The 14,615-nt window shown below is 38.0% G+C and carries 15 protein-coding genes; 14 read left to right on the forward strand and 1 reads right to left on the reverse strand.

Annotation, left to right across the window (positions count from 1 at the left end):
- Position 1 precedes the first annotated feature (1 nt).
- Positions 2 to 436, reverse strand: coding sequence for a prepilin-type N-terminal cleavage/methylation domain-containing protein (locus RCG25_RS07290; RefSeq protein WP_308083000.1), 435 nt, complete (start codon positions 434 to 436; stop codon positions 2 to 4).
- Positions 437 to 666: 230 nt separating this feature from the next.
- On the opposite strand from RCG25_RS07290, the gene RCG25_RS07295 reads away from it, so the two are divergent.
- The 14 genes from RCG25_RS07295 (at position 667) to RCG25_RS07360 (ending at position 14,593) form a co-directional block, all read left to right on the forward strand.
- Entirely contained in the window at positions 667 to 1,365 is a 699-nt protein-coding gene (locus tag RCG25_RS07295; RefSeq protein ID WP_308083001.1) for a hypothetical protein, read from the forward strand.
- 20 nt (positions 1,366 to 1,385) lie between these two features.
- The gene (locus RCG25_RS07300) at positions 1,386 to 2,693 is read left to right on the forward strand and encodes a G5 domain-containing protein (RefSeq protein WP_308083002.1); all 1,308 of its coding nucleotides are present in this window, start codon (positions 1,386 to 1,388) and stop codon (positions 2,691 to 2,693) included.
- A gap of 15 nt (positions 2,694 to 2,708) precedes the next feature.
- Positions 2,709 to 4,370: a GspE/PulE family protein gene (locus RCG25_RS07305; RefSeq protein ID WP_308083003.1), complete on the forward strand. Its 1,662-nt coding sequence runs from the start codon at positions 2,709 to 2,711 to the stop codon at positions 4,368 to 4,370.
- Between the two features lie 12 nt (positions 4,371 to 4,382).
- Positions 4,383 to 5,432, forward strand: a complete 1,050-nt coding sequence (locus RCG25_RS07310) for a type IV pilus twitching motility protein PilT (protein ID WP_308083004.1) — start codon at positions 4,383 to 4,385, stop codon at positions 5,430 to 5,432.
- Positions 5,425 to 6,642: a type II secretion system F family protein gene (locus tag RCG25_RS07315; RefSeq protein WP_308083005.1), complete on the forward strand. Its 1,218-nt coding sequence runs from the start codon at positions 5,425 to 5,427 to the stop codon at positions 6,640 to 6,642. The genes RCG25_RS07310 and RCG25_RS07315 overlap by 8 nt, the downstream gene beginning before the upstream one ends.
- Before the next feature lie 133 nt (positions 6,643 to 6,775).
- Positions 6,776 to 7,294, forward strand: coding sequence for a type II secretion system protein (locus RCG25_RS07320; protein ID WP_308083006.1), 519 nt, complete (start codon positions 6,776 to 6,778; stop codon positions 7,292 to 7,294).
- A 24-nt stretch (positions 7,295 to 7,318) separates the two neighbouring features.
- Positions 7,319 to 8,083, forward strand: a complete 765-nt coding sequence (locus RCG25_RS07325) for a prepilin peptidase (protein WP_308083007.1) — start codon at positions 7,319 to 7,321, stop codon at positions 8,081 to 8,083.
- 16 nt (positions 8,084 to 8,099) lie between these two features.
- Entirely contained in the window at positions 8,100 to 9,086 is a 987-nt protein-coding gene (gene pilM / locus RCG25_RS07330; RefSeq protein ID WP_308083008.1) for a type IV pilus biogenesis protein PilM, read from the forward strand.
- A 4-nt stretch (positions 9,087 to 9,090) separates the two neighbouring features.
- Positions 9,091 to 9,900, forward strand: coding sequence for a PilN domain-containing protein (locus tag RCG25_RS07335; protein ID WP_308083009.1), 810 nt, complete (start codon positions 9,091 to 9,093; stop codon positions 9,898 to 9,900).
- Positions 9,897 to 10,676, forward strand: coding sequence for a hypothetical protein (locus tag RCG25_RS07340; protein ID WP_308083010.1), 780 nt, complete (start codon positions 9,897 to 9,899; stop codon positions 10,674 to 10,676). The genes RCG25_RS07335 and RCG25_RS07340 overlap by 4 nt, the downstream gene beginning before the upstream one ends.
- A gap of 132 nt (positions 10,677 to 10,808) precedes the next feature.
- A complete protein-coding gene (locus RCG25_RS07345) occupies positions 10,809 to 11,882 on the forward strand; it encodes an SPOR domain-containing protein (protein WP_308083011.1) in 1,074 nt (357 codons plus the stop codon).
- 220 nt (positions 11,883 to 12,102) lie between these two features.
- The gene (locus tag RCG25_RS07350) at positions 12,103 to 12,675 is read left to right on the forward strand and encodes a Maf family protein (protein WP_308083012.1); all 573 of its coding nucleotides are present in this window, start codon (positions 12,103 to 12,105) and stop codon (positions 12,673 to 12,675) included.
- Positions 12,676 to 12,715: 40 nt separating this feature from the next.
- Positions 12,716 to 13,405, forward strand: coding sequence for a RadC family protein (gene radC, locus RCG25_RS07355; protein ID WP_308083013.1), 690 nt, complete (start codon positions 12,716 to 12,718; stop codon positions 13,403 to 13,405).
- 165 nt (positions 13,406 to 13,570) lie between these two features.
- Positions 13,571 to 14,593: a rod shape-determining protein gene (locus tag RCG25_RS07360; RefSeq protein WP_308083014.1), complete on the forward strand. Its 1,023-nt coding sequence runs from the start codon at positions 13,571 to 13,573 to the stop codon at positions 14,591 to 14,593.
- The last annotated feature ends 22 nt before the right edge of the window (positions 14,594 to 14,615 follow it).

Here is a 14,615-nt window from a genome sequence, read left to right on the forward strand (position 1 = left end):
CCTATCTAAGTACATAACCATATGTTTCACTAACAACCGTACCTTTTTTATTAAATAATTGGATCATGATAAGATGTGCTTTAGCAGCTTTTGATTCTTTACTTGGTAAGATATTTATTTTAATTGTCACATCATAATTATTTTTTGTTGTATAAAAATAATAGTAGTCCCCTTCTGTTTTTTTATTACTCGGTAAATCATCTAAGGTGTCATTTGTAGGATCAACAAGGAATGCTTTTAAATCCGGCATTTCTTGCCATTCTATAAGTACCTCTTTTGCGGTATTAATTGCTTGTGTTTTATCTTCATTTTGTTTATTCATAAATCCCATTTGAGGAAAAAAACTCATAAAAGAAACAAAGATAATTGATAATATAGCAATTGATATAAGGACCTCGATGAGTGTTAATCCATTTTCATTTTGAATATGTTTCATTAATAATTCTTTCCCTTCAGGGCGTTTTAGAGATAATAGAATAAACAAGAAATTTTAGTTATTTTGGCCCATAATTAATTTCCAGTCCTTTTAAAAAACATAATAGTATTATACAATATTTAGTAGGCGATTTTTGTCTAATTTTTGAAGAAATCAACAAATTTTATAAGTCTTTGCAAAAAAATGTAGTTAAATAGTATTTATGATCTATATAGATAGGGTGATTATGAATGACTTCAATGGTTTGGGCCTTATGTTCTATGTTAGTGTTTTTTCTCATTTTAGCTTTTTTACCTTTGGGACTTACGATAAAAGGCAAACTTTTTCTTGCTGTTACTAGTTTTTTGTTTGCTCTAGGAGGACTTGCTGCAGTTGTATCCTTCCCTTTATGGCAAACAGCATTAATGTTGGTGGCGTTAGTCTTTTTCGCAGCTTATTTCTTTGAAAAACGCTTGGGAACTGTAGTATTTAAAGATACACCAGTATTCGAAGAAAAATGGACAGATGAATTGATTAATCCTGTATTAAATTCAAAATTAGATCTTAGTCAAAGTGATACATCTTTTGAATTAACAGAACTAAGACAAACAGAAGAGTCACTAGTGTTAAACTCAACTCCATTAGTCTCATCCTCACAAGTTAGTGAGCAGGGACAACAAAGAAATTCCTTGCCGGAAGAGGATATCTCCTTTTTATTAGAAAGAGATATTGAAAAAAGTGTGGATGAACAACAGGAATTAGATGAACCTAAAGTTGAAGTTACCTATTTATCTGATATTGAGAGTTTACTAGATGATCAATTGGTTGAAAAGAAAGAGTTGGAAAAACGAGATTGGTTAGAAGAGTTGGATAATCTTATGCCCCTTGATGAAGTAGCAGCAGCACATGAAGTGGTTGAAGAAGATAAAAAGGTTCCATTACAAAAATAAAACGGGGGAGGCAGATACAATTGAAAACAAATCAGCAATTGTTAAAGGTGTTTGTGGTTTTATTTTTTGGCACAGCATTTATTTTTAGCTTCTCCCATTATGGTGCCAAAGCATTTGGGACAATTTCAAATGCTGATGGAAAGTACTCTGAAGGAACAACGATAGGGACCCTTGATGTTGCTGGTAAAACAGAGGAAGAGGCTATGAGTCTATTAGAACAGAAGTTTATTAATTGGGTAAAGGAATCATCAATGGAGCTGCAATACGGGGAAATATCTGCCCCCATTGATTTAAATGAGTTCCATTTAGATGCAAAGCAAACCATAGACTCTATTAAAGATGGTCAGAAAAACACCGCATTTATATCAATAGAAAAGCAGCAAATAGGAAAACAAGTGGAATTACTTTTTCCTCAAGTAAATAGTAATGACCTTGATTTAGACAAGCTCACTCAAGAATTAAATCAGACAGCATCACAATTCGAAGCAGGTTCTCATTCCTTCAATCTTTATAACGATTATCTATTAGCTAGTCAGAATAAGGATGCTTCATTGAATACTGCTATCGTTAATTTAAATGAACTACCTATTGAGCTGCAAACGTTTATTGATAAAAATCCAAAGATTGAAATAAAAAATGAATCTACATTTTCACTATTAGAGTTGGTAAAGAAACAAAATTTAAAAGATCCATACTCGTTAGATGTTTTAGCTACAGGAATTTATCAAGCTGTCTTGCCAACAAATATTTCAATCATAGAAAGAAATATTAGTAGTTCACTTCCTGAATATGTAACATTAGGATATGAGGCAAAAGTGAATGAAAGCAGAAATGTTGATTTAGTACTAGCTAATCCTAATAAGACAAAGTATACGCTTGAACTACGATTAGAGAATGAAAAGTTAATGGTTACATTAAAGGGCCAAAAGTTTACCTATACTTATAAAGTCAGCACAAAAGACGGACAGAAGCTTAAACCTAAAACGATTGTTCAATATAGCCCGTTGCTTCTCCCAGGAAAGACCAAGGTCCAAACACCAGGAGTGGAGGGGCAAGTGATTAAGGTATATAGAGATGTATACCAGGGTGAAGCGTTTATAAAAAGTGAGTTAATTTCAGAGGATTATTATCCTCCAACCTATCAGGTGGAGATTCATGGTCTAGGTGGAAGTGATCAAGAGACTAGGACTGACTCTGCAACAACTAGCAGCCAGGTGAATGATGCAACTAATTCAAATGATATACAAACACAGACTGCAACAGATCAAGTCCAACAAGATTCAGCTGATAGTGATCTATGGGGAAAACCGAATGAACAACCTAAATAAAAGCAGGGATTAAAAATGAGACAAGCTCGAAAACGCCTTGGTGATTTGTTAATTGAAGTTGGGTTAATTACCCCTGAACAACTTCAATTAACATTAGAGGAAAAATCAAAAAACCAAAAAATTGGGGAGGCTTTGCTCCAAAGAGGCTTTATTACTGAACAGCAATTAATTGAAGTACTCGAATTTCAGCTTGGTATTCCCCACATTAGCTTATTTAACTATCCTTTTGATACAAATCTCTTTTCTCTTTTTTCTAAAGAATTAGCAAGAAGAAATCTAATTATTCCTCTAAAAAGAGATGGAAATAAGCTTTATGTAGCGATGGCCAATCCAATGGATTTTATTGTGATTGACGATTTACGTCTTTCAACAGGATTTCAAATCCAGCCAGCCATTGCCACAAAGGATGATATTCTTCGTGCCATAAATAAATATTACAACGTTGATGACGCTTTTGACGAGCTCCTTGGTGAATTGAAGCAAAATGAAAAGGGACGTATAGAAGATGTTACAGATCTTGATTCACCCATTGTCCGTCTCGTGAACCAAATTCTTTCAAATGCTGTGATTCAAAAAGCAAGTGATATCCATTTTGACCCTCAGGAAACAAAGGTTGTCGTCCGCTACCGTGTTGATGGGGTCTTACGGGTTGAACGTGTTTTGCCACGTCACATGCAAGGGGTACTGACTGCTAGAATAAAAATAATGTCAAATTTAGATATTACTGAACACAGGATTCCACAGGATGGTCGAATCAAGTTAAATCTTGATTTTCATCCTGTTGACCTTCGAGTTTCCACTCTTCCTACTGTATATGGTGAAAAAATTGTTATGCGGCTTCTTGATATGGGCTCAACATTAAATGATTTAAGTAAACTTGGATTTAACACACTTAATTTAAAACGATTTAAAGAGATGATTGAAAAGCCCACTGGCATTGTCCTAATTACAGGACCAACTGGATCAGGTAAATCATCTACACTCTATGCTGCTCTAAACAGGTTAAATGATGAAACAGTTAATATTATAACAATTGAAGACCCGGTAGAATACCAATTAGAAGGGATTAATCAAATACAGGTGAACCCAAATGTGGGTATGACTTTTGCTGCGGGGTTAAGATCGATTCTTCGACAAGATCCGAATATTATCATGGTCGGGGAAATCCGGGATAAGGAGACAGCGGAAGTGGCTATTCGCGCATCATTAACTGGTCACTTAGTTTTAAGTACCCTTCATACAAATGATTCTATTGGAACAGTTACCAGGTTAATCGATATGGGAGTGGAACCATTCTTACTTGCCTCTTCTTTAAGTGGGATTGTGGCTCAACGTCTTGTTCGTAAAGTTTGCCGTGATTGTCAGGTATTTATAGAACCATCTAAGCGAGAGCATGAAATTTTTACAAGACGAGGAATGAAGATTGAAAAAGTAACACGTGGTAAGGGGTGTTCTTCCTGTAATATGACTGGTTATAAAGGAAGGATAGCACTTCATGAAGTGTTAGTCATCAATGACGAGATAAGTAGAGCAATGATGAATGGGGAGTCTTTTCAAAAATTAAAAGAACTTGCAACTAAAAATAAAACCATTTTCTTACTTGATGATGGCTTATTAAAAATAAAGCAAGGTTTAACAACAACCGAAGAAGTATTAAAAGTAGCAATTCTGGAGTAGGAGTAAATGAGCATGAAAGAAAAAATAGATGCGATCTTAAGGGCAGCAATTGAATATAAAGCTTCCGATGTTCATTTAACTGTCGGAGTGCCGCCGGTCATGCGTATAAATGGTGATTTAAGAAGGTATGGGTCAGACAAATTGCTACAAGATGACACCGAGGCAATGGCACATGCCATTATTCCAGATAATATGTGGGATATTTTTAAAGAAAAAGGGGAGCTTGATTTCTCTTATGGTGTTCCGGGTAGCTCACGATTCCGTGTAAATGCGTATCACCAACGAAAAAGTGTTTCTTTAGCCCTAAGGGTTGTTGCTTCAAAGGTTCCCTCAATTGAAGACTTAGATTTACCTGAAATTGTATCTAAGCTAGTAGAAAAGCCTCAAGGTCTTATTCTTGTAACTGGTCCTACAGGGAGCGGAAAATCAACGACACTTGCTTCTATGATTGATTATATGAACCGTACGATGCGAAAGCATATCATTACTCTAGAGGATCCAATCGAGTATCTGCATCGTCATGGAAACTCGATTATTGACCAACGAGAAGTAGGATTTGATACAAATAACTATGCCAGTGGCTTAAAAGCAGCGCTTAGACAAGACCCTGATGTTATTCTTGTTGGAGAGATGCGTGACCTGGAGACGATGTCAATTGCAATCACAGCAGCAGAAACCGGGCATCTTGTACTGGGAACGCTCCATACTTCAAGTGCACCGACGACTATAAACCGGATTATCGATGTGTTTCCTTCAGGACAGCAACCACAAATACGTATACAGTTAGCGTCTGTGTTAGTCGGTGTCATTTCTCAACGATTATTCCCGACTATTGACAAAAAAGGAAGAAAAGCTGCCACTGAGATATTGGTTAATAATGCTGCAATTGCTAACCTAATCAGAAATGAGAAAATCCATCAAATTCAAAGTACGATGCAAACTTCCCGTGCCCAGGGAATGCATACGCTCGAGATGAGTATTAGAGATCTAATTGATAGAAGTGTGATTCAAAAGGAAGCCGCTTCACAATACTTGCATGAAAAGATGATGATGAATGGCTAGATTTAAATATTCTGGACGTGATCGAAAAGGTAAGCGGCAGGGCACTATAACTGCTGGGTCAAAAAGGGAAGCAATGATGAAGCTTAAGGAAGAGGGAATCAGGGTTATTGAAATGAATGAAGTTCCTGAAACCTTGTTTACGAAAGATATCTCAATTGGTAATCCGGTAAAGCTTCAGCACTTTGTCATATATTTAAGGCAATTTTCTACGTTAATTAAAGCAGGGGTAACAGTTGTTGAAGCAACATCCATTCTAGCTTCTCAAACAGAAAGTAAGGGGCTAAAAAAGGCTTTGATTGATGTGGAGCAGGAACTACGTGAAGGGAACCCACTTTCTGATGCTGTAGCAAAGCATAAGAAAATATTTACTCCAATGTTTATTAATATGGTAAAGGCAGGAGAAATAAGTGGGAATTTGGATGAAACACTAGACAGATTGGCGGATCATTTTGAAAAGCAACACTATACAATTCAGAAGATAAAGTCAGCTTTATCCTATCCAATTGCTGTTGGAGTCATTGCAATAGCAGTTGTAATATTTTTACTTATTGCCGTTGTACCCACATTTGTTTCGATGTTTGATGATATGGGAGGAGAACTGCCTGGAATTACGAAGTTTGTTCTTGCTGCAAGTGGCTTTATGCAATCGTTTTGGTGGTTAGTGGCTGTAATTATTTTTGGCTTTATAGTCTTATTTACCTATTTGAAGAGCAATATGAAGACAAAATATTATCTAGATTATATGTTATTGAGGATGCCTATTTTTGGAAAGCTACTTCAAAAAGCTGCACTTTCAAGAATGATGAGAACGCTAAGCTCATTATTTTCAAGTTCTGTTCCAATTCTGCAAGCAATGGCTATTGTTGAAAAAGTTGTCGAGAATGAGGTACTTTCAAGTGTAATTCGAGAATCCAGGGATTCACTCGAAAAAGGTCGTTCAATGTCTGAGCCAATGCAAAAACATTGGGCATTCCCACCTTTGGTAACTCAAATGATTGCCATAGGAGAAGAAACGGGTGCTTTGGATGCAATGTTATCTAAGATTGCTGAATTCTATGAGAAAGAAGTAGAAACAGGTACTGACCAATTAAAATCGTTAATAGAACCAATAATGATAGTCCTTTTAGCCGGGCTTGTGGGGACAATTGTAACTTCCATTATGGTTCCAATGTTTAGCATGTTCGACCAATTTCAACAAATGAATCAGTAACAGACGTAAAAATATAAAAGATGATGAAATGTGACAAAATACCCAAAAAATCTCTTTTCATATATCTGTAAATTAATGTATACTACAAGAGATAATATTACTAGGTTCATAGAACCGTTAAGGAGATGAAAATATGTTACAAAAGTTAAAAAATAAGTTAAAAGATCAACGAGGTTTAACATTAATTGAATTACTTGCAGTTATTGTTATTTTAGGTATTATTGCAGCTATTGCAGTCCCTTCAATTTTAGGTCTAATAGACAACTCTAAAAAAGATGCTCATGTTGCAAACGCACAACAAATGGTTAACTCAGCAAAAACAGCCGTAGCTAGCGATAATAGTTTAATTCCTGCTGATGGTACCCCGGTCTATTTATCATTAGATTATTTAGTCAAAAATGATTATCTTGAAGATATGAAAGATGCTGATGATACAACTGTTGCATATGTGAAAACTGGTTCCACCTATACTGCTGGAACTACAGTATTAACTACTGCTCTTACTGATGGTTCCTTTGTAAAAGTTGAAAAAGTAACTAAAGGACTTAAATATAGTGTTAAATTATTGGGTTCAAAGAGAAATATACCTCTCACTGAATCAACATTACTAAAAAGACCTGTAGTTGCTGATAATGTTGCTGGTACAAAATAAAATAATTTATTATGGTAATTAAAAATGAATATTTTTCTTTATTTATATTTATTAATTCTGGGTTTGGTATTTGGTTCGTTTTATAATGTAGTAGGCTTAAGGGTTCCAGTAAAAAAATCAATAGTAGCTCCACGCTCGGCTTGTCCAACCTGTGGGCATCAATTAAGATCCTACGAACTAATACCAGTACTATCTTATCTGCTCCAAAAAGGGAAATGCCGCGGCTGTCAGTCGCGGATTTCTCCTATATATCCGACTATGGAACTGCTTACGGGTATCCTATTTGCGACAGCTCCATTAGTTGTTGGATGGTCTAGTGAATTAGTCCTAGCGTTAACACTAATTTCTATGTTTATCATTATCATAGTTTCAGATATTCACTATATGATCATCCCTGATAAAATTCTCATCTGGTTTGCAGGGATTTTTTTATTGGAACGGATTATTTGGCCGTTACACCCATGGTGGGACAGCTTGGCAGGTGCAGTCGCTGGTTTTGTCCTACTACTAATTATCGCACTTGTCAGCAAAGGCGGTATGGGCTTTGGTGATGTTAAACTGTACGCGTTACTAGGTTTCGTTTTAGGTTTCAAACTAGTACTTATGTCCTTCTTTCTTTCGACATTATACGGTGCAGTTCTTGGTGGATTAGCACTGTTGTTTAGAATTGTCAAAAGGCGTCAGCCGATACCTTTTGGACCTTTTATAGCAGCGGGAACCTTGTCCGCTTATTATTGGGGATCGGAAATGATTGAACTTTATATACGTTTTCTTAATCAAGGATTTTAACTAAGGGGTTTTTTACATGGCTTTTTCCCTCTTCTCATCCAAAAACCGAATAATTAATCTAGTACTAAATGACCACTCTATTCGCTATGTGGAACTGAAACAAGCGAATCTCCCAACAGCTCAGAAATGGGGAGAGCGTTTTTTGCCACCAGGAATTATTTGCGACGGTAAAATTGCCGATATGGAATCGTTAGTGAATATTTTGGATGAGTGCATTGATGAATGGAAAATTCAACGACGTCAAATCCGTTTTGTTGTTCCAGACCAACTGGTCATCATCCGCAAGGTTTCCGTGCCTGCTGATATTCAAGAGGATGAAATAAAGGGGTATCTTTATCTAGAGCTTGGTTCTAGTATTCACTTGCCGTTTGAGGAACCAATATTTGATTACTACTTGCTTTCACAAAATGAAAAAACAAAAGATCTTCTTTTATTTGCAGCACCTGAACAATATGTGATGGAATATGCAAACTTATTTTCCAGCTTAAAGCTGACACCTGTAGCTGCGGATATTTCTCCGTTGGCACTTTACCGCTTATATCATCAGCTCGGACATGGAAATGAGAGCGAGAACCTTTTCATGATTCAGTTTGATTTAACGAGTGTTAATTTATGTATTTTTGAAGGAGCTGTTCCTATAGTCATGCGTCCGTTTGCCCTTCCGTTTAACTTAGACCATTGGGAAATACGACATGACAATATGGGAACCATGGACTTTAAATACACAGGTGAAGCGGATGAATTAGTTATCCAGTTTGAAGATATTTTAAAAGAGTTAAGTAAATTGCTAGATTTTTATCGGTATGCACTAAACAAAGAGAAACATGATATATCCAAGTTTCTGTTAGTCGGTGATCATCCGATGATCCAGGCTGTAACTGAAGAAATGAGAGAGAGATTTGAAACTCCTGTAATACGGTTGGCGCATGACCCGGAAATAAAAGGAAGCGTGCCGGCAAATTTATTACTATCACTAGGTCTCGCTTTAAAAGAGGTGAATTAATGCAATGCTAGTTGAAATTAACCTGCTTCCACAGAAGGAACCGAAAAAATTTAGCTTTTTCATACTGATTGCAGGACTACTTGCGTTATTCATTCTCATTGGTGGCTATTATTTTTGGCAAACCCAATCCATTAATGACGAGATAGCATCCCTAGATAAACAAATTACGATGACCAAAAAAATTGCTGATAAAGAACAGCAAAACAGTGATACAGTGGCATCTACTAGTTCTGTGAGTCAATTGAAAAGTGCCATTGAGTGGGCAAGTGACTATCCTCTTCAAACAGTACCAGTCATGCAGCACTTAACATCGTTATTGCCAGAACGTGGCTTTATTCAATCCTTTGCCTATACTGAGGCCGGAACCGTTACGCTTACGGTTCAATTTGATAGCGCTAGAGAGGCAGCCTACTTTTTAGATAGTTTACACGAGTCTAAATGGATTGATGAGGCTAGTCTTAGCTCACTATCAACGGCACAATCTGAATCAGAAACTACTGCTGCTAATGCTACCGCAGCTTCAAATAGCACATCAACTACAACGAATCCGAAAACAAGTGCTAATCAGACAACAACAGCTACAACAACTGTTGAGGGGCAGAACAACACGACAGTTGGGACATCCGACCAAACTGCACAAAGCAACACAGCAACTACAACCAATCAAACGAATGTAACAACAGCCACAACTAGTTCAACAATTAAAAAGTCAACCAACTATCTTCCTCGCTATACAGGACAGTTTGAAATCAAGTTTAACAAGGAAGAGATCAAGAAAAGCAAGAAGGATGGGGAAGGAGTGAAGGGCTCATGAGGCTTTATCTCTCTAAAAAACACAAGTTGATTGTAGCCGTCGGTGTTCTTTTGCTTGTGTTACTCATCGTCTATGCTCAATTCTTTTCGTTAACACCTTTGAAGTCTGACTTAGGCATTAAGCAGCAGGAATTAAAGTCAGAGCAAAAGCTGTTGGATATTGTCAGTCAAAAAAAGGCGGCTTCCGCCAAAACGACAACGGTTGACACTAAGGAGCTTCAGAAAAAGCTTCCTGTTGGTCCACTTCAGGAACAGTTTATTTTGGACCTAGAAAAAGCTGAAAATGTTTCAAATAGTCAAATCCTGTCTATGGGGTTTGCGAAGGATGCAGATGTTGCGCTTACAAGTGACCAAGCAGCTGCCGATTCAAATGCTGCCCAAGCTACAACGACAAACACTGTACAAACAACAGCGGCAGACCCAAATGCTGCTCAAACTCAACAGCCGGTTACCCCTGTACCCGCAGGATTAAAAAAAATGACTGTCCAGTTGAGTGTGGAATCACCGAAATATGAGGATTTAGAAAAATTTATCAAAACGTTGGAATCCTTACAACGATTAGTGGTAGTTGAGGCTATTACCTATTCAGGTGGCCAAGAAATCACCAGTCTGGGTCAGGATGACGCACCTATTAGCTACAGCCTAACAGTTTCAGCTTTTTATATGCCAACTCTAGCTGATTTAGCTGCAGAACAGCCAACGATCGATGCACCGGCACCAGCGGGTAAGGATAACCCATTAAGTCAGTTTCCTTCAACCGCACAAACACAGCCGTAATTAACAACACTGCGAACTTACAAATAATTTGACGAAAGTCTACGATAACAAGACGACAAAAGTCTTGTTATTTTTTTTTGCCTGTATGTTAGGATGAATCCAATGAGCTAGCGGAAGAGAGGAGTACGAATAGTGGACAAGCCTAACAAAGGCAATACAATTAAGATTAAATTAAATGGAGAAAATACAAAGTTTGAGGAAGAAGCTTCAAAAATGGAGCCAGAAGTCAGCTCAAACACAGCGACGAAAGTGATCAAAATTAACCCAGCCCCAACAGAATCGGACAGCTATTTAGAGACAGCTGCTTCACAGGAGTCGGTCGATGAGAGCTTTGACTGGATTATTCCTGAATCCTCTGACACTGATCTTATGGAATATAAAATTGCCACTACCACTAATACGAAGAAAAAGGGTCCTAAAATGAACACATCGATATCATCAAACAGCATGAAGAAGAATGGTAGGCCGCTAGGCTCTATCTTTGTTTCAGCGACCTTTGCCATCCTCATCGGTCTTACGATTGGCATTTTTATGCTGAAGATGGTGACAGAACCAAGTAAGAAGGTGGCAACTGAACCCGCTGTGGTGGAAGAAACAGGTGGAACGGAAACGACAACAACAACTACAGGGAAAACAACTACGGCTGCGATTGAGCAAATAACGGCTTATGTCATCCAAGGTGGAGTTTTCTCGTCCAAAGATGGTGCAAAGGCAACAGCAGATCAGATTACAGAAAAGGGTATACCCTCGAAATTAGTAGAAATGAGCGGAAAGCAATACTTATTTCTTGGTGTAGCGGATACTATTGATATGGCTAAAACCCTCGGAAACCAATACAAAGAAAATGGGATTTCAGAGGTATTTGCCAAGCCATTATTAGTAGATGAAAAGAAGGTAGCTGACGTATCTGAAAAGGAAAAGGCCTTTTTAGAAGGGGCACCTACCATTTATCAGGCGTTGTCTATTGTAACTTCGAGCGCTATGGTTACGAAGTCGATCCCAGAGGAATCCGCCAAGACATTAACAGCTCTAAGCGAGCAGTTAAAGGTAAGTGGATTAAAAAATGAGAATGTAAAAAAACTACATGCAGAATTAGCTGGTGCAGACGTTAAAATTAAGGACTTTCAAAAATCAAAAGACGAGAAAAGCTTAAGTGCAGCCCAACAGCACTTATTAAATTTTTTATCCGTCTACTATTCCATGTAATCGACAAAAAAACATATTTTCCGGGAAATGAATAATAACATAAAGCCTGTCCAAATAGGGCAGGCTTTTCGTCGTCCTAATAAGTGATAGAATTCAAATTCAAATGCATAATTTGACAGATTTCTTCAAAATTTAGTTATATAAAAATTGTTTGCTTCTACAATTTCTGATAGGATTGAATTGTATCTCCCTAATGAAGCAAAAAAGGTAAGGTGATTGAATGCAGAACCTCATTTTAGCCTCTTCTTCTCCACGGCGAAAAGAACTTCTAGAAAATCTCCGCTTAACATTCGCAGTCTCAAGCAGTGAAGTAGACGAAAGCTTTGACCCCACACTCTCCCCTGAGGAGGTAGTAATGGAGTTAGCCGAACGAAAGGCACAAGCTGTGTTTAAGGACAATCAAGAAGCCTTTGTTATCGGTTCGGACACGATTGTTTTTGCGAATAATCAAATTTTAGGAAAGCCAGCTGATGAAGCAGAAGCCGTTCGTATGTTGAAAACTCTTTCAGGGTGTCAGCATGAAGTGTTTACAGGTGTTTCAATAGTGTCTCCAACGAGCAAGACCCGTTTCTATGAAAAAACAGAAGTATGGTTTTGGGAGTTAACGGAGGACGAAATCCGTTCATATGTGCAAAGTGGTGAACCGCTTGATAAAGCAGGTGCCTATGGAATTCAACAGCTCGGAAGTATGCTTGTCAAAAAAATAAATGGAGATTATTTTGCGGTTGTCGGTCTGCCAGTAGCAAGGACGATCAGAGAATTAAGAAAGGCAGGCTACCAGTTACCGTATTAACTTTTTTGTGCCTTAACTCCCGAATATAGGGAGGAAAAAAATGTCAACTGATACATTGATGATTCGCGATTTTCCACAAGACGAAAGGCCAAGGGAACGATTTATTCAACATGGACCACAAAGTTTATCTAATCATGAACTAATTGCAATTCTATTGCGGACAGGAACAAAGGATGAATCTGTCCTGCAATTATCGAATCGTCTGCTGAACCATTTTGAAGGCTTACGGCTATTAAAAGGCGCTACGTTAGAAGAAATAACCGAAATTAAAGGAATAGGCTTAGCAAAGGCCATTCAAATTTTAGCAGCGGTAGAAATTGGCAGGCGGATTTCCAACCTATCCTTTAATGACCGCTATGTGATCCGCTCCCCAGAGGATGGAGCCAAGTATGTCATGAATGATATGCGCTTTTTATCGCAGGAACATTTTGTTTGTTTATATTTAAATACAAAAAATCAGGTCATTCATAAACAAACGGTTTTTATCGGCAGCTTAAATGCCTCGATTGTTCATCCACGCGAGGTCTTTCGAGAGGCCTTAAAGCGCTCCGCTGCGAGCATTATTGCTCTGCATAATCATCCGAGCGGAGACCCCACTCCAAGCCGCGAGGATATTGAAGTAACAAAGAGATTGGTCGAATGCGGAAAAATTATTGGCATTGACCTTCTTGACCATCTAATCATCGGTGAAAATAAGTTTGTGAGTTTAAAGGAAAAAGGGTATTTATAACACTATTGTTTTATTTGACGATACGATATAATATTAGTTATGATTTTTTAGGACTGCCCTGTGAAAGGGCCAATAAATTATTAGGAAATAGACATGATAAGTAAGGCGATTACCTGCCTATTGCTATTTTGCATTTTGTAAGTGTAGAAAGGGAGATACAACACTATGTTTGGAATTAGATCAAGAGACCTTGGAATTGACCTGGGTACAGCGAATACCCTCGTATATGTAAAAGGAAAAGGAATTGTTTTGCGTGAGCCATCAGTAGTTGCCATGCAGACAGATACAAAAAATATCGTCGCAGTTGGTAATGACGCTAAAAATATGATCGGACGGACACCTGGGAATGTGGTTGCTCTAAGACCGATGAAGGACGGGGTCATTGCCGATTTTGAAACAACGGCATCAATGATGAAGCACCATATTCGTCAGGCCCAAAAAAGTAATAATCCTTTTTCTGGAAAGCCATATGTTATGGTTTGTGTGCCTTCAGGTATAACTGCGGTTGAGGAGCGGGCTGTGATTGACGCGACAAGACAAGCTGGTGCGAAGGATGCTTACACAATTGAAGAACCATTCGCAGCTGCGATTGGTGCGAACCTACCTGTTTGGGAGCCAACTGGTAGTATGGTCGTTGATATTGGTGGAGGTACCACTGAAGTTGCGATTATTTCTTTAGGCGGAATCGTGACTAGCCAATCGATTCGCGTTGCTGGAGACGAAATGGATGATAGCATTATTTCGTATATCCGCAAGAATTATAATTTAATGATTGGGGAGCGTACAGCGGAAGCTATCAAAATGGAAATTGGTTCAGCGGGTATACCGGAAGGAATCGACAACATGGAAATTCGCGGACGTGATTTATTAACAGGTCTGCCGAAAACCATTGAAATTACAGCAAAAGAGATTGCCACCGCATTAAATGACACGGTCTACGCGATTGTAGAGGCTGTAAAAAATACATTAGAAAAAACACCACCTGAACTTGCAGCGGATATTATGGACCGCGGTATTGTATTAACGGGTGGAGGTGCGCTACTGCGTAATTTGGACAGGGTTATTAGTGAAGAGACAAAAATGCCGGTCCTAATTGCTGAAAATCCACTCGATTGCGTTGCGATTGGGACTGGAAAAGCGTTAGATCATATTCATTTATTTAAAAACAAAGCGAAAGACTCAAGATAAAAAGAGGAAGCTTCTTTTAAGC

The organism is Neobacillus sp. PS2-9 (genome assembly GCF_030915525.1).
Classification (GTDB): Bacteria; Bacillota; Bacilli; order Bacillales; family Cytobacillaceae; genus Neobacillus.